The 17133-nt window shown below is 77.4% G+C and carries 7 protein-coding genes; all 7 read left to right on the top strand.

Translation table 11 applies throughout. The features are described from left to right. Positions 1-6: 6 nt before the first annotated feature. Positions 7-6516 carry an SDR family NAD(P)-dependent oxidoreductase gene (locus ACH4SL_RS29775; protein WP_398451144.1) on the top strand — a complete coding sequence of 2170 codons (6510 nt, stop codon included), beginning with the start codon at positions 7-9 and terminating at the stop codon, positions 6514-6516. A 39-nt stretch (positions 6517-6555) separates the two neighbouring features. Further along, the gene (locus tag ACH4SL_RS29770; RefSeq protein ID WP_398451142.1) at positions 6556-9378 is read left to right on the top strand and encodes a type I polyketide synthase; all 2823 of its coding nucleotides are present in this window, start codon (positions 6556-6558) and stop codon (positions 9376-9378) included. Continuing rightward, on the top strand, positions 9375-10262 hold the full coding sequence (locus ACH4SL_RS29765; RefSeq protein ID WP_398451140.1) for a nuclear transport factor 2 family protein: 888 nt from the start codon (positions 9375-9377) through the stop codon (positions 10260-10262). The genes ACH4SL_RS29770 and ACH4SL_RS29765 overlap by 4 nt, the downstream gene beginning before the upstream one ends. 161 nt (positions 10263-10423) lie before the next feature. Then, on the top strand, positions 10424-11863 hold the full coding sequence (locus tag ACH4SL_RS29760) for an NAD(P)/FAD-dependent oxidoreductase (RefSeq protein WP_398451138.1): 1440 nt from the start codon (positions 10424-10426) through the stop codon (positions 11861-11863). A gap of 50 nt (positions 11864-11913) precedes the next feature. Further along, the gene (locus ACH4SL_RS29755; RefSeq protein WP_398451136.1) at positions 11914-12267 is read left to right on the top strand and encodes an acyl carrier protein; all 354 of its coding nucleotides are present in this window, start codon (positions 11914-11916) and stop codon (positions 12265-12267) included. 58 nt (positions 12268-12325) lie between these two features. Continuing rightward, positions 12326-13207: an alpha/beta fold hydrolase gene (locus tag ACH4SL_RS29750; RefSeq protein WP_398451134.1), complete on the top strand. Its 882-nt coding sequence runs from the start codon at positions 12326-12328 to the stop codon at positions 13205-13207. 1 nt (position 13208) lies between these two features. Then, on the top strand, positions 13209-17133 hold a 3925-nt coding region (locus tag ACH4SL_RS29745; RefSeq protein ID WP_398451132.1), incomplete at its 3' end, for a beta-ketoacyl synthase N-terminal-like domain-containing protein.

Genomic DNA, 17133 nt, shown 5'->3' with positions numbered 1-17133 from the left:
ACCGTCATGGCGAATCAGGAACAGCTGGTCGATTACCTCAAACGGGTCGCGGCGGACCTGCACACCGCGCAGCAGAAGCTGCGCGACCGCGAGGCGCGCGACAGCGAGCCGATCGCGATCGTGGGCATGGCCTGCCGCTACCCCGGCGGGGCCGACACACCGGAAGCCCTGTGGGAGCTGGTGGCCGCCGAGCGCGACGTCATCTCGCCGATCCCCGGCGACCGCGGCTGGGACCACAGCCGCTTCAACGACTCGGGCGAGACCGGCACGAGCTATGTGCGTGAAGGCGGCTTCCTCGACGCCATCGCGGACTTCGACGCTGACTTCTTCGACATCAACCCGCGCGAGGCCCTCGCCATGGACCCGCAGCAGCGGCTGCTGCTGGAGACCGCGTGGGAGGCCGTCGAGCGCGCCGGGATCGACCTGACCTCGCTGCGCGGCACGCGCACCGGCGTCTTCGTCGGCGGCAGCACCGTCTACTACGGGGGGACGGGCGCGCACGCCCCCGAGGAGCTGGCCGGGTATCTGGCCACGGGACTGGCCGCCAGCTCCATGTCGGGCCGCATCTCCTACACCTTCGGCTTCGAGGGGCCGTCCTTCACGGTGGACACCGCCTGCTCCTCGTCGCTGGTCGCGCTGCACCTGGCGGTGCAGGCGCTGCGCCGCGGCGACTGCCCGCTGGCGCTCGCGGCGGGTGTGGCGATGATGCCGACCCCCGGCACCTTCCTGGAGTTCAGCAAGCTCAAGGGCCTCGCGGGCGACGGCCGGTGCAAGGCCTTCGCGGCGGAGGCGGACGGCTTCGGCCCCTCCGAGGGCGTCGGCACCGTGCTGGTCGAGCGGCTGGCGGACGCGCAGCGCCTCGGCCACCCCGTCCTCGCCGTCGTCCGCGGCTCCGCGATGAACCAGGACGGCGCCTCCAACGGCCTCACCGCCCCGCACGGCCCCGCCCAGGAGCGCGTCATCCGGCAGGCACTCGCCGACGCCCGGCTGTCCCCGCGCGACATCGACGTCGTCGAGGGCCACGGCACGGGCACCTCGCTCGGCGACCCCATCGAGGCGCAGGCGCTGATCGCCGCGTACGGGGGGCCGCGCGCGGAGGGCGGCGAGCCGCTGTGGCTGGGGTCGGTCAAGTCCAACATCGGGCACACCCAGGCCGCCGCCGGTATGGCCGGGCTCATCAAGATGGTGTTCGCGCTGCGGCACGGGCTGCTGCCGCGCACCCTGCACGTGTCGGAGCCGACGCACCAGGTCGACTGGTCGCGGGGCAGCGTCCGGGTGCTGTCCGAGGCGCGGCCCTGGCCCGACGCCGGGCGCCCGCGCCGGGCCGGGGTGTCCTCCTTCGGCATGAGCGGCACCAACACGCACATCGTCGTCGAGCAGGCCCCGCAGCCCGAGGACGTACCCGGCCAGGCACCGGAGGCCGCCGAACCGCCCGTCGTGCCCTGGCTGGTGTCGGGCCGGGGCGAGGCCGCGCTGCGCGCCCAGGCGGCCCGGCTGCGGGACTTCCTCGCCGCGCGGCCCGACGCCGCTCCCGCCGAGGTCGGCCACGCGCTCGCGTGCACGCGGGCCGCGCAGTCGCACCGCGCCGCCGTGGTCGCCGCCGACCGCGCCACCCTGCTCGCCGGGCTCGACTCGATCGCCGCCGGGTCGCCCGGCGGGCGGGTCGTCACCGGCGTGCCCGGCACGGGCGCGACCGTCTTCGTCTTCCCCGGCCAGGGCTCGCAGTGGGCCGGTATGGCCCTCGGTCTCGCCGCCGAATCGCCGGTCTTCGCCGGGCACTTCCGGCGCGCCTGCCAAGCGGTCGAGCGGCACGCCGACTACACCGTGGCGGCGGTGCTGCGCGGCGAGCCGGGCGCGCCCTCCCTCGACCAGGTCGATGTCGTGCAGCCGGTGCTGTGGGCGGTGATGGTCGCGCTCGCCGAACTGTGGCGCTCCTACGGTGTGGAGCCCGCCGCCGTGGTCGGCCACTCGCAGGGCGAGATCGCCGCCGCGTGCGTCGCGGGCATCCTGAGCGTGGACGACGCCGCCCGTGTCGTCGTCCTGCGCTCCCGGGCGCTGCCGGAGCTGTCGGGCCGCGGCGGCATGGCGTCGGTGCCGCGGCCCGTCGCCGAGGTCGACAAGCACCTGGAGCGCTGGTCCGGGCGGCTGTCCGTCGCCGCCGTCAACGGCCCCTCGTCCACGGTCGTGTCGGGCGACGCCGACGCGCTGGACGAACTGCTCGACAGCTACGCGGCCGACGACGTGCGCGCCAAGCGCATCCCCGTCGACTACGCCTCGCACTCCCGCCACGTCGACGCGCTGCGCGAGCGGCTGCTGCGGGACCTCGCGGGCATCGAGCCGCGGGCCGGGACCGTACCGCTGTACTCCACGGTGACCGGGAAACCGGCGGACGGCGCCGCCATGGACGCCGGTTACTGGTACACCAACCTGCGCGAGCAGGTCCGCTTCGAGCAGGTCACCCGGGCGCTGCTGGCCGACGGGCACAGCACGTTCGTCGAGTGCAGCCCGCACCCGGTGCTCACCGTGGGCATGCAGGAGACGATGGACCAGGCGGGCGTGCACGCCGCCGCGTTCGGCACGCTGCGGCGGAACGAGGGCGGCTGGGACCGCTTCCTCACCGCGCTCGCCCAGAGCCACGCGTACGGCGCCCCGGTCGACTGGCGGCGGGTCCTCCCCGCCGGCACCCGGCCCGCCGAGCTGCCCACGTACGCCTTCCAGCGGCGCCGCTACTGGCTGGACGCCACGGGCGCCTCCGCGGGCGACCCGGACGGCCTCGGGCTCGCCCCGGCCGCCCACCCGCTGCTCGGCGCCGTCACCGTGCTCGCCGAGGGCGAGCAGGTCGTCCTCACCGGGCGGCTCGGCCTGGACACCCACCCCTGGCTCGCCGACCACGCGGTGGCGGGCGCGGTGCTCGTCCCCGGCGCGGTCTTCGTGGAGCTGGCGGTACGCGCCGGGGACGAGGTCGGCTGCGGCCACCTGGAGGAACTGGTCCTGGCCAGCCCGCTCGTGCTGCCCGCCGAAGGAGCCGTCCACCTCCAGCTCGTGGTGGCCGCCCCCGACCGGGAGGGCCGCCGCACCCTGAGCGTGTACGCCCGCCCGGCGGGCTCCGAGCGGCCCTGGGTGCCGCACGCCACCGGCATCCTCGCCGCCGCCCCCGGCGCCGCGGCCCCCGGCCCCGACCGCTGGCCGCCGGAGGGCGCCGAGCCGGTGCCGGTGGACGGCGCGTACGACCAGCTCGCCGCGGCCGGCTACCGCTACGGGCCGAGCTTCCGCGGGCTCAGGGCCGCCTGGCGGCGCGGCGCCGAGGTCTTCGCCGAGGTCGCGCTGCCCGACGAACAGCGCCGCCAGGCCGCGGAGTTCGGCATCCACCCCGCGCTGCTGGACGGCGCCCTGCACGCCACCGGGCTGAGCGCGCTGCGCGGCGGCAGCACCCGCATGGCGCTGCCCTTCGCCTGGAACGGCGTCACGCTCGCCGCCTCCGGCGCCGAGATGCTGCGGGTGCGGCTCGCGCCCGCGGGCGACGACGCCCTGTCCGTGCACGCCTTCGACGCCGCGGGCCGCCCCGTGGTCGCGATCGACTCGCTCGTCACCCGCCCCGTCGACGCCGCCGCCCTGTCGGCGGCCGGCGACGGCGCCGAGGACGTGCTGCTGCGCGTCACCTACCCGCCGCTGACCGGGGAAAGCACCGGGGCGAGCACCGCGGACTGGGTCGCCGTCGCCGCCGACGACTCCCCGGCCTGCCCCGAACTGCCCCGCCACCGCGACCTCGACGCGCTCGCCGCCGCGCTCGACGGCGGGCTGCCCGCCCCGCCGGTCGCGCTGCTGGTCTGCGACCCGGAGCCGGTCACGGACGGTTCCGGTCTGCCCGGCACCCTGCACCGGCGGCTTGCCGCGGTGCTGGCCGCGGTGCAGCGCTGGCTCGCCGACGAGCGTTTCGCCGCGACCCGGCTCGCGGTCACCACCTGGGGCGCGGTCGCGGCCCTCGACGACGAGGACGTCACCGACCTCGCCCACGCGGGCGTGTGGGGCCTGATCCGCTCCGCGCAGTCCGAACACCCCGACCGCCTCGTCCTGCTGGACCTGGACGGGCCGCGGCTCCCGGAAGCGGTGGCCGCCGCCGTGGCCGCGGGGGAGCGGCAGGTCGTCGTACGGGACGGCGCCGTACGCGTCTGCCGCGTCGTCCCCGGCGAGGGCGCCGGCCTCGCGCTGCCGGACAGCCCCGGCTGGCGGCTGGCGGCCGGGGAAGGCGGCACGCTGGACGCGCTGGAGCTGGTCGCCGAGGCCGAGCCCGTACCGCTGGGCCCCGGCGAGGTGCGGATCCGGGTCGGCGCGGCGGGCGTCAACTTCCGCGACGCGCTGATCGCGCTCGGTATGTACCCGGGCGACGCCGCCCTGCGCGGCAGCGAGGGCGCGGGCGTCGTCGTCGAGGCCGCGCCCGGCGTCACCTCCCCGGCGGTCGGCGACCGCGTGACGGGCCTCTTCCAGGGCGCGTTCGGCACGACGGCGGTGGCCGACGCCCGCAGCCTCGTCGCCGTACCCGAGGACTGGACCGACCGGCAGGCGGCCGCGGTGCCCATCGCGTACGTCACCGCGTGGCACGGGCTGCGCGGCCTCGCCGGGCTCAGGGCGGGCGAGCGCGTGCTCGTCCACGCCGCCACCGGCGGGGTCGGCACCGCCGCCGTGCACATCGCCCGGCATCTGGGCGCCGAGGTGTACGCGACCGCGGGGCCCGGCAAGCAGCACGTCCTGGCGGCGATGGGCATCGACGCCGAGCACCGCGCCTCCTCCCGCGACCTGGACTTCGAGGCGGCCTTCCGGGCGGCCACCGGCGGGCGCGGTGTGGACGTCGTCCTCAACAGCCTCACCGGCGCCGCCACCGACGCCTCCCTGCGGCTGCTCGCGGACGGCGGGCGCTTCGTCGAGATGGGCCTGACCGACGTCCGCGACCCGGCGCGGCTCGCCGCCGACCACCCCGGCGTCGACTACCGCGTCCTGGACCTCGGCGCGCCCGGCCCGGACGGCGTCGGGCGCATGCTCGCCGAGATCGTGGGCCTGCTGCGTACCGGCGAGCTGGCCCACCCGCCCGTGCGCGCCCACGACATCCGCCGGGCCCGCGAGGCCCTGCGGCTGATGAGCCGGGCCGCGCACATCGGCAAGATCGTGCTGACCCTCCCGCGCCCCCTCGACCCCGAGGGCACCGTCCTGGTCACCGGCGGCACCGGCACGCTCGGCGCCCTGGTCGCCCGGCACCTGGTCACCGCCCACGGCGTGCGGCACCTGCTGCTCACCGGCCGGCAGGGCCCGCAGGCACCCGGCGCGGACGCGCTGCGGGACGAACTCGCCGCCCTGGGCGCCGAGGTGAGCGTCACCGCCTGCGACGCGGGGGACCGGGACGCGCTCGCCGCGCTGCTCGCGTCCGTACCCGCCGCGCACCCGCTGACGGGCGTCGTGCACTGCGCGGGCGTCCTCGACGACGGCATGGTCGACGCGCTCACCCCGGACCGGCTCGCCGCGGTGCTGCGCCCCAAGGCGGACGCGGCCTGGCATCTGCACGAACTGACCCGGGACACGGACCTGGCCCTCTTCGTCCTCTTCTCCTCCGTCGTCGGCGTCCACGGCAACCCCTCGCAGGCCAACTACGCGGCCGCCAGCAGCTTCCTGGACGCGCTGGCCCGGCACCGGCAGGCCCGCGGGCTGCCCGGCCAGTCGCTGGCCTGGGGCATGTGGGAGGAGACCAGCACGCTCACCGGCGAGCTGGACGAGGGCATGCGGCAGCGCATCCGGCAGGCCGGCATGCTGCCGATGCCCACAGACCGGGCCCTCGCCCTGCTCGACCGGGCCCACGCGCGCGGCGACGCCCTCCTGGTGCCGATGCGGCGCCCCGCCGAGGCCGCGGCCCCCGCCGCGGCGAGCCGCGCCAGGGCCCGCCGGGTGGCCGACAGCGGCGCGGCCGCCGCCGCGGGGCCGGTGCTGGCCGGGCAACTGGCCGCCCTGCCCGCGGAGGAGCACGAGAGCGCCGTGCTGGAGGCGGTGTGCGCGCACATGGCCGCCGTGCTCGGCCACGACTCCGCCGACGAGATCCACACCGAACGCACCTTCAAGGAGCTGGGCTTCGACTCGCTCACCGCCGTCGAGCTGCGCAACCGGCTGTCCGCCGCGGCGGGCCTGCGGCTGCCCGCCACCCTCGTCTTCGACTTCCCGCACCCCGTCGCCCTCGCCCGGCATCTGCGCGAGCAGATCGCCGCGAGCATCCCGTCCGCCGTTCCCGCCGCCTCCGCCGCCCCGGAGGAGCCGCGGCCCGAGGCGGCGGGCGACGCCACCGAGCGCCGGGTACGGGAGCTGCTCGCGGCCGTACCGCTGCGGCGGCTGGAGGAGTCCGGGCTGCTCGACGCCCTGCTGCGGCTCGGCGAGGCGGACGAACCGCCCGGCGCCGACGCGCAGGCCCCCGGCGACGACCTCGCCGGGATGGACCTGGACGAGCTGGTGGACATGGCCCTGCGCAACGGCGGGTCCTGACATGGACCGCACCCGACCCCGTCCCCGCGGAAGGACGCCATGACCGAGCCGGACAGCAAGGTCGCCGCCGCACTGCGCGCGGCGCTGCGGGAGGCCGAGCGGCTGCGCCGGGAGAACGCCGCGCTGCGCGCGGCGGCCCGCGAGCCGATCGCCGTCACCGCGATGGCCTGCCGCTACCCCGGCGGCGTCGACTCCCCCGAGGAGCTGTGGGAGCTGGTGACCGCCGAGCGGGACGTCGTCGGCGGCTTCCCGCGCGACCGCGGCTGGGACCTCGACGCGCTGACCGGACCGGACGCCCACCCCGCCGTACGCAGCGGCGTCGCCGAGGGCGGCTTCCTCGCGGACGCCGCCGCCTTCGACCCGGCGCCCTTCGGGATGTCCCCGGGCGAGGCGTCGGTGACGGACCCGCAGCAGCGGCTGCTGCTGGAGACGTCGTGGGAGGCCTTCGAACGGGCCGGGATCGACCCGCGGTCGGTGTCCGGCGGCGACATCGGCGTCTTCATGGCCACGACCGGCCAGGACTACACCGCCCACCTCGTGGACGTCCCCGACGACCTCCTCGAAGCCACCGGGTCCGGCAGCACGGCCGCCGTGCTCTCCGGCCGGATCGCCTACGCCTTCGGCCTCGAAGGCCCCACCGCCACACTGGACACCGCGTGCTCCGGCTCGCTCGTCGCGCTGCACCTGGCCTGCCAGGCGCTGCGCGCCGGCGAGTGCTCCATGGCGCTCGCCGGCGGCGTCGCCGTCATGTCCAGCCCCAACCGCTTCGTCGGCACCGGGCGCGGCATCGGGCTCGCGGTCGCGACCCGCTGCCGCTCCTTCGCCGACGGCGCCGCCGGGATCGCCTTCGCGGAGGGCGCGGGCGTCCTGCTGGTGGAGCGGCTCTCCAACGCCCGCGCGCACGGCCGCCCGGTGCTCGCCGTGGTACGCGGCGGCGCGATCGGCCAGGAGGGCGCCAAGGGCGGCCTCAACGCCCCCCACGGCGCCGCCCAGCAGCGCCTGATCCGGCGGGCGCTGGACGGGGCGGGGCTGCGGCCGCACGAGGTCGACGTCGTCGAGGGGCAGGGCGCGGGCGGCATGCTCGGCGACGCGGTCGAGGCGCAGGCGCTGGCCGCTGTCTACCGCGAGGGCCGCCCCGACGACCGGCCGCTGCTGCTCGGCTCGGTCAAGTCCAACATCGGCCACAGCCAGGCCGCCAGCGGCATGGCCGGGCTGATCAAGACCGTCCAGGCCATGCGGCACGGCGTGGTGCCGCGCACCCTGCACTCCGAGGTGCCCTCCCCGCACATCGGCTGGGAGCAGGGCCGCATCCGGCTCGCGACCGCCGCCGTCCCCTGGCCCGACACCGGGCGCCCGCGCCGCGCCGGGGTGTCCTCCTTCGGCTTCGGCGGCACCGACGCGCACCTCCTGCTGGAGCAGGCGCCGCCGCCCGAACCCGCCCCCTCCCGGTCCGAGGCGTCCGCGGGCGGCACGCTGCTCTGCCCCGTCTCCGGCTGCGACGCGGACGCGCTGCGCGCCCAGGCCGCCCGGCTGCTCGCGCACGTCGCCGGGCACCCCGCGCTGCGGCCCGCCGACGTCGCCCTGTCCGCGGCCACCACCCGCGCCGCGCTCGACCACCGCGGGGTCGTCGCCGCCACCACCCGCGACGAACTGCTCGACGGCCTGCGCGCCCTCGCCGACGACCGCCCCGCGCCGCACACCGTACGGGGCGCGGTCGGGCGCCGCCGCCACCTCGTGCTGCTGCTCACGCCCGGCCCCCCGGCGCCCGGGGGCGGCAAGGAACTCCGCGACGCCTTCCCGGAGTTCGCCGCCGCTTTCGACGCCACCTGCGCGGGGCTCGGCGCCGCCGCGGAAGGCCCCGCCGGGCTCCCCGGCCCCGCGCGGGAGTTCGCGCTCCAGGTCGCGCTGCACCGGCTCTTCACGTCCTGGGGCGTACGGCCGCGCGCCGTCCGCGGCCACGGCACGGGCCGCCTGGCCGCCGAGCACCTCGGCGGGCGGCTCCCGCTGCCCGACGTCCGGCGCGCGCTCGCGGCGGCCGAACCGGCAGCCGTACCCGCCGACTTCGCCGCCGAGGCGGGCGCCCTGGCCAGGGAGGGGACCGTCTTCCTGGAGCTGGGCGGCCACGAGACGGCCGCGCTGCTGCGCGCCGCGGGCCGCACCGCGGTGGCCGCACTGCGCCCCGGCGCCGCGGAACCGGCCGCCGCGCTGGCCGCACTCGCCGAGGTGTACGTCCGCGGGACCGCCGTCGACTGGCCCGCGGTCTTCGCCGGAAGCGACGCCCGCCGCGTGGACCTCCCCACGTACGCCTTCCGCCGCACCCGCTACTGGCGCGCCGCCTACAGCCCCGACCTCAGCCGTATCCCCCCGGCGCACAGCGGCGGTACGGGACCTGCGGAGGGCGGCAGGACGGGGCCGGTGCACGACGGTGCGACCGCACTCGCGCAGGGCGGCGGGACGGGACCCGCGCAGGGCAGCGGGACGGGGCCGGTGCACGGCGGTGCGACCGCACTCGCGCAGGGCGGCGGGACGGGACCCGCGCACGGCAGCGGGACGGGGCCGGTGCACGACGGTGCGACCGCACCCGTGTACGTCAGCGGCGCCGCACCCGCGTACGGCAGCGGGAACACCCCCGCATCCGCACCCGGCAGCGGGGCCGCACCCGCGCACGGCAGCGGCACAGGCTCCGCGCAAGGCAGCGGGACAGGGGCGGTGCACGACGGTGCGACCGCACCCGCGTACGGCAACGGGACCGCCCCCGCCCCCGCGTACGGCAGCGGGATCGCGCCCGTGTACGTCAGCGGCACGGGACCTGCTCATCCCGGCGGATCGGCTCATGGCACGGACCAGGGGAGGGCCCTGTGACGGGGGAGCGCGCTCGGAAGCGGATTGCCCGCGAGCACAGTCGGCTGCTCGTCGCGGGCGACATCGACGGGCTGCTCGCCCTCTACGCGCCGGACGCCGTCTTCGAGGACCCGGTCGGATCCGGGGCGCGGCAGGGGCACGAGGCGCTGCGCGCGCACTTCACGGCCGCCGCCGCGGGGCACCCCGCCGAGACCGTCGAGGACACCGTCGCCGGGCAGGACGGCACGCACGTCCTGTCCCGGATCACCTCCGTCACCGGCTACCGCCCGCTCGGCCCGCGCTACGCCGCCCGCGGCTGGCTGGCGCCGCCGCGGGGCGCCGAACCCGCCTTCCTGCGCCGCCACTACGCGCTCCAGTTGCGGGTCGCGCCGTCCGGCCTCGTCGAGGACATGCGGGCCTACTGGGGCCGCCCCGACCTGGAGGTCTCCGCCGACGGCGCGGATTTCACCGGCCCCGCCGAGCTGTCGCCCCGCGAGGCGGCACTGCGCCGGCTGCCCGAGACGTACCTGTCGCGGCTGACGGGCGGGGACGTGGAGGGCACCGTCGAACTCTTCGCCGAGGGCATCGTCTTCGAGGACCCGGTCGGCGGCATCCTGCTACGCGGCAAGGACGCGCTGCGCAAGCACGTCTTCCGCGGCTCGGCGGGCAAGGTCCACGAGGTGCTGGGCCGGCCCGTCTCGTCGATGGACGGGCGCTTCGTCGTCATCCGCGGTGACGCGCGCGTGGTCGTGCCCGCCGAGATGCGCATGCGCATGATCACCGTGTGCGAGATCGACGACGCCGGGCTCGGCGTGCACATCCGCGGCTACTGGGGCCTCGGCGATCTCACCATGGAGCCCGCACCGCCCCGGACCCCGGCGGCGCCCGCGGAAAGGCCCGCTTAAGTGCCCGGCGACACCCTCGTGAGGGCGGCCCGGGGCCCGCGGGGCGCCCCCGCGCGACGGAGCCGGGAGCACCCGCACCTCCCGCACCACCCGCACGATCCGAGGAACGCGCACGACCGAGAGCGATCACCGGACTTCCCGCTGCGAAGGGACGAGACGTCGTGACCACACCGACACGCGCTGTCGTGCTGGGCGGTGGATGGGCCGGCATGCTGACCGCCCATGTGCTGTCCCGGCACCTGGAATCCGTCACCGTCGTCGAGCGCGACGTCCTGCCGGACGGCCCGCAGCACCGCAAGGGCCAGCCGCAGGCCCACCACGTCCACGTCCTGTGGTCCAGCGGCGCCGGCATCGTCGAGCGGCTGCTGCCGGGCACCGCCGACCGGCTGCTGGCCGCCGGCGCCCGCCGGATCGGCTTCCAGAGCGACCTGGTGACCCTGACCGCGTGGGGCTGGCAGTACCGCTTCCCCGCCTCCGCGCACGCCATGATGTGCACCCGCCCGCTGCTCGACTGGATCGTCCGCGGCGGCATCTTGTCCCGCGGCCGGGTCCGCGTCGAGCAGGGCACCGAGGTCGTCGAGCTGGCCGGCGACCGCACCCGCGTCACCGGCGTACGCGTCCGCGACACCGAGGGCGGCGAGCCGCGCCTGCTGGAGGCCGACCTCGTGGTGGACGCCACCGGGCGCGCTTCCCGCCTGGGCCACTGGCTGGGCGCCCTCGGCCTGCCCGGCGTCGAGCAGGACGTGGTGGACGCCGGGATCGGCTACGCCACCCGGATGTTCAAGGCCCCCGACGGCGCGAGCGCCGCCTTCCCCGCCGTCCAGGTCGCCGCCGACCCGCTGACCCGGCAGCCCGGCCGCTTCGGCGTCGTCTACCCGCAGGAGGGCGGCCGCTGGCTGGTCACCCTCACCAGCACCCGCGGCGCCCCGCTGCCCGGCCGCGACGACGAGTTCGAGGCCTTCGCCAAGGGGCTGCGGCACCAGGTCGTGAGCGACCTGATGAGCGTCGCGGAGCCCGTCGGCCCGGTCTTCCAGTCGCACTCGGGCGCCAACCGGCGGCTCTACCCCGAGCGGATGCCGCAGTGGCCCGACGGCCTGCTGATCCTCGGCGACTCGCTGGCCGCCTTCAACCCCGTCTACGGGCACGGTATGAGCTCCGCCGCCCGTGCGGCGGACGCCCTCGACACCGAACTCGCGCGCGGCGCCCTGGCGGAGGGCGGCACCCGGCGGGTGCAGGCCGCGCTCGCCGCGGTCGTCGACGACCCGTGGATCATGGCCGGGCTCAACGACATCCAGTACGTCAACTGCCGCAACCTCTCCAGCGACCCGCGGCTGACCGGCCCCGACATCGCCGAGCGGCTGAAGTTCTCCGACTTCGTCTCCGGCAAGTCGATCCGCTCCCGGCAGGTCTGCGAGGTCGCCACGCAGGTGCTCAGCCTGAACGCCCCGCAGAAGTCCCTGGGCGAGGCCCGCTTCCTGTCGCTGCTGCACAGCGACACCACCCTGGACGAGCTGCGCGAGCCGCCCTTCCGCTCCGGCGAGCTGGAGTCGGTCGGCCTGCGGCCCTACGGCGCCACCGCCGCCCGCGGCGTCCTCGGATGACCCCGCCCGCGCCCGTACCGCCCGCCACCCCCACCGAGGAAGGTGCAGCCATGGAAGGACCCGACGAAGCAGCCGCCGAGGAGGCCGCGCAGCCCGGCGGCCCCGCCGACGAGCAGGCGGCCGCGCTGGTGGCGCGGCTCGCCACGGCGCCGCCGGAGGAGCGGCAGGAGCTGCTGGGCGACCTGGTGCTGCACCGGGCGCGCGCGATCCTCGACGGCCAGGAGCTGGACGAGGACAGCAACTTCCTCCAGAACAACATGAGTTCGCTCGCCGCCGTCCGGCTGTCCAAGACCCTCACGGACGACACCGGCCTGGAGGTCCCGCTCGTCGCCATCGTCGAGCACCCCACCCCCACGCTGCTCGGCAAATACCTCGCCGAGGCGTACGCGGCCGAGACCGGCTGACACCTCCCGTCCCTCGCGTCCCCCGCTCCGATCCCCTCCCAGGGCAAGGGAAACCGCCATGAATGTGTCCGTCCCCGTCGACGACTCGGTGAGGCTGAACGTGCGGCAGCGGCCCGGCGGCACGGGCCGGCCGGTGCTGCTGGTGCACGGGCTGGGGTCCAACTCCCGGATGTGGGACGAGGTCGCCGCCCTGCTCGCCGCCGCCGGGCACCCCGTGCACGCCGTCGACATGCGCGGGCACGGCGAGTCCGACCTCCCCCGGGAGAGCTTCGACAACGCGACCGCCGTAGCCGACCTGGCAGCCGTCTGCGACGCGCTCGGGCTCGGCGGCGCGCTGCTCGCCGGGCACTCGTGGGGCGGGAACATCGCGATGCGGCTCGCCGCGGTGCGCCCCGACCTCGCCGCGGGGCTCGCCCTCGTGGACGGCGGCGGCCCGGTCGACATCCAGGGCGGCGCCCTGCCCCGCGACACCGAGGACGTCGGGTGGTGGGGGCCCGACGCGCGGGCGCCGCGGGAGGCCATGCGCACCGTGCTGCGGGCCATCCACCCGCGCTGGTCGGCCGCCGCGGTCGACGCGAGCCTGTCCGACATGGTCGAGGGGCCCGACGGGCTGCTCGGGCCGCGGCTGCCGCTGGAGCACTACCGGTCGGTGTGGAAGAGCATGTGGAACGACCCGCCCGCCCGCTGGTACCCGGACGTCAAGGTGCCCGTCGTGCTGCTCAAGGCTGTGCCCCCGAACCCGCCGCCCGGCTGGCTCGCCTGGGCCCGGCAGTGGGTCGCCGACGCCGAGGCCGCGCTGCCGCAGGCGCGGTCGCGCTGGTACACCGGCTCCGACCACAACCTGCACGCCGACCACCCCGACCGGGTGGCCGCCGACCTGTTGGAGCTGGCCCGCACCGTCGACGAGCAGGCCGGCGCCCCGGCCGCGGAGCGGTCCTGACATGGCCGACGACCAGCAGAAGCTGCTCGACTACCTCAAGCGCGTCACCGGCGACCTGCGCGAGGCCCGGCGCCGCATCGAGGACGCAGAGTACGCCGCCCACGAGCCCGTCGCCGTCATCGGCATCGGCTGCCGCTTCCCCGGCGGGGTGAGCAGCGCCGACGACCTGTGGGAGCTGGTCGCCGACGGGCGCGACGCCACCGGCGACCTGCCCGCGGACCGCGGCTGGGACCTCGACTCCCTCTACGACCCCGAGCCCGGCCACGCCGGCACGTCGTACGTGCGCCGCGGCGGCTTCGTCACCGGCGCCGACCGCTTCGACGCCGCCTTCTTCGGCATCAGCCCCAACGAGGCCGTCACCATGGCCCCGCAGCAGCGGCTCGCCCTGGAGGTCGCCTGGGAGGCGGTCGAGCACGCCCGTATCGACCCGCACACCCTGCGCGGCAGCCGCACCGGCACCTACCTCGGCTGCGACGGCATCGACTACTTCCTCAACTCCTTCCACGTGCCCGACAACGCGGCCGGCTACCTCACCACCGGCAACTCGCCCAGCGTGGTGGCCGGCCGGGTGGCCTACGCCCTCGGCCTGGAGGGCGCCGCGGTCACCCTCGACACCGCGTGCTCCTCCGCGCTCGTCGCCATGCACCTGGCCTGCCAGGCGCTGCGCCAGCGGGAAGTGGGCCTGGCGCTGGCCGGCGGGGTGTACGTGATGTCGTCGACCGCGCCGCTCGTCGGCTTCAGCGAGCTGCGCGCCCTCGCCCCCGACGGCCGCTGCAAGCCCTTCGCCGCGGGCGCCGACGGCATGACGCTCGCCGAGGGCGCCGGGATCGTGCTGCTGGAGCGGCTGTCCGACGCCCGCCGGAACGGCCACCCGGTGCTCGCCGTCATCCGCGGCTCCGCCGTCAACGAGGACGGCGCGAGCAACGGGCTCACCGCGCCCAACGGCCCCTCCCAGCAGCGCGTCATCGAGCAGGCCCTCGCGAGCGCCCGGCTCGCACCGGCTGACGTGGACGCCGTCGAGGCGCACGGCACCGGCACCGCGCTGGGCGACCCCATCGAGGCGCAGGCGCTGCTCGCCGCGTACGGCCGGGACCGGCCGGAGGGACGGCCGCTGTGGCTGGGCTCGGTCAAGGCCAACATCGGCCACACCCAGATCGCCGCGGGCGCGGCGGGCGTCGTCAAGACGGTCATGGCCCTGCGCCACGGCCGCCTGCCCCGCCTGCTCCACCTCGACGAGCCGAGCCCCCACGTGGCCTGGTCCTCCGGCGACGTCCGACTGCTGACCGACGACGTCCCCTGGCCCCACGACCCCGCACGACCCCGCCGGGCAGGCGTCTCCGCCTTCGGCTTCTCCGGCACGAACGCCCACCTGATCCTGGAGGAGGCGCCTCCGGCGCACGGAGCGGGGGTGCCTTCCCCGGCCCCGGGCGCACCGGCGCCGCCCCCCGGCGCGGATGCTGCCGCGGTGCCGCCCGCGGGCCGGGACGCGGTGGCGTCGCCGCCTTCGGGCGCGGGGGTGGCTGTGGTGCGGCTCTCCGGCGCGGGTGCCGCCGCGGTGCCGCCCGTCGGCCGGGGTGCGGTGGCGTCGCCGCCTTCCGGGGCGGGGGCGGCAGGAGCGCGAGCCTCCGGCTTGGATGCGGCGGTGGTGCCCTCTTCCGGTTCGAACGTGGCGGGGGTGCCGCTCCCCGGCGCGGATGCGGCAGGAGCGCAATCCTCCGGCTCGGGTGCGGCGGTGGTGCCGTCTGCCGGTCCGGACGTGGTTGCGGTGCCGCTGCCCGGCGGAGGTGTGGGCGGGTCACCGATTTCCGGGCCCGAGGCGGCTGCGGTGGCACCGCCCGGACCGGGTGCCGCCAAGATGCCGCCTGCCGGACCGGGGGCCGCCGAGATGCCGCTTTCCGGCTCGGGCGCGGTCGCAACGGCTTCTCCCGGCCCGGACGCCGGCGCTGCGTCTTCTTCTGACGCGGGCGTCGCCGTGTGGGCGCTGTCGGCTCGCAGCGCGGACGCGCTGCGGGGGCAGGCTCGGCGGCTGCTCGATGCCTGGGTGGACGCCGACCCGCGGGCGGTCGGGTGGTCGCTGGCCGGGACGCGGTCGGCCTTCGAGCACCGGGCGGCCGTCACGGGGGCCGGTACCGACGAGCTGCGTGCGCGGCTCGGCGCGCTCGCCGCGGGTGAGCCCGCGCCCGGCGTCGTCACCGGCACCGCCCGTACGGCGGGCCCCGGCGTCGTCCTGGTCTTCCCGGGGCAGGGCTCCCAGTGGCCCGGCATGGGGCGCGAACTGCTCGGCTCCTCACCGGTGTTCGCCGCCCGGATCGCGGAGTGCGAGGCCGCCCTCGCCCCATACGTCGACTGGTCGCTGACCGGGGTGCTGCGCGGCGCGGAAGGCGCCCCGGACCCGGCCAGGGTGGACGTGATCCAGCCCGTGCTGTGGGCGCTGATGGTGGCGCTCGCCGCCGAGTGGGCCCACCACGGCGTGACGCCCGCGGCAGTCGTCGGGCACTCGCAGGGCGAGATCGCCGCCGCGTGCGTCGCCGGGGCGCTCCCGCTGGGCGAGGGCGCCCGGGTGGTGGCGCTGCGCTCGCGGGCGCTGCGTGCGCTGGCCGGAAAGGGCGCGATGGCCTCCCTCGGCATCGGCCCCGACGCCGCCGCCCGGCTCGTCGCCGACCTCGGCGAGGCGGCGGCGGGAGTGGGCGTCGCCGCGTTCAACAGCCCGTCGTCCACCGTGGTCTCCGGCCCGCCGGAGGCGGTCGCCGCCGCTGTCGCCGCGTGCGAGGCCACCGGCGCGCGGGCCCGCACCATCGACGTCGACTACGCCTCGCACGGCCCGCAGGTCGACGCCATCGCCGACGACGTACGGGCCCGGCTGGCGGGCGTGCAGGGCGTGTCCACGGACGTCGCCTTCCACTCCACCCTGACCGGCGGCCCGCTGGACACCGCGGAGCTGGACGCCGCCTACTGGCTGGCGAACCTGCGGCAGCCGGTACGCCTCACCGAGGCCGTCGACTCCCTGCTGGCCGCGGGCCACCGGGTGTTCGTCGAGGTCAGCACGCACCCCGTGGTCGTGCCCGCGCTCCAGCAGTGCTTCGAGGCCGCCGGGATCGACGCGCACGCCGCGGGCACGCTGCGGCGCGGCGAGGGCGGCCCCGCGCAGCTCGCCCTCGCGCTGGGGCAGGCCTTCGCCGCGGGCGCGCCGGTGGACTTCCGCGCCTGGCACGGCGGTGCGTCCGCCGCGCGGGCCGTCGACCTGCCCACCTACGCCTTCGACCGGCAGCGCTACTGGCTGCCCACCGCCCGCCCCGGCGCCGCGGGCGGCCCGCAGGACCCGGCCGAGGCCGAACTGTGGGGCGCGATCGAGGAAGCGGACGCCGCCGCGCTCGCCGGGGTGCTGGAGCCGGACGGCGACAGTGCGGCGAGCGCCGAGGCGCTGCGGCCCGCCCTGCCGCTGCTGGCCGCCTGGCGCAGCCGGCAGCGCGAGCGCGGCACGCTGGCCGCCTGGCGCCACCGGATCCGCTGGACGCCGCTGCCCGACACCGCGCCGCCCGCCCTGACCGGCACCTGGCTGCTGCTCGTCCCGGACGGCCACACCGACGACCCGGCCGTGCGGACCGCGGCCGAGGCGCTGGGTGCGCACGGCGCCGCCGTACGCCAGCTGACCGTGGACGCACGCACCGCCGACCGCGCGGGGCTGTCCGCCCAACTCGCCGCCGTTGTACGGCCGCTGACCGTGGACGCGCGCACCGCCGATCGCGCGGGGCTGGCCGCGGAACCGGCCGCCGCCGCACGGCCGCTGGCCGTGGACGCGGGCGCCCCCGATCGCGCGGGGTCGGGCGCCGAACTCGCCGCCGTTGTACGGCCGCTGACCGTGGACGCGCGCACCGCCGATCGCGCGGGGCTGGCCGCGGAACCGGCCGCCGCCGCACGGCCGCTGG

Source organism: Streptomyces sp. NPDC021020 (assembly GCF_044333285.1).
Classification (GTDB): domain Bacteria; phylum Actinomycetota; class Actinomycetes; order Streptomycetales; family Streptomycetaceae; genus Actinacidiphila.
Note: the sequence above shows the minus strand (reverse complement) of the source record. Positions and strands in the feature narration are given on the sequence as shown.

What these genes read in the sequence shown, in the direction of transcription:
- ACH4SL_RS29775 (WP_398451144.1), top strand. Translation starts at nt 7, where the DNA reads ATGGCGAATCAGGAACAGCTGGTCGATTACCTCAAACGGGTCGCGGCG.
- ACH4SL_RS29770 (WP_398451142.1), top strand. Translation starts at nt 6,556, where the DNA reads ATGACCGAGCCGGACAGCAAGGTCGCCGCCGCACTGCGCGCGGCGCTG.
- ACH4SL_RS29755 (WP_398451136.1), top strand. Translation starts at nt 11,914, where the DNA reads ATGGAAGGACCCGACGAAGCAGCCGCCGAGGAGGCCGCGCAGCCCGGC.
- ACH4SL_RS29750 (WP_398451134.1), top strand. Translation starts at nt 12,326, where the DNA reads ATGAATGTGTCCGTCCCCGTCGACGACTCGGTGAGGCTGAACGTGCGG.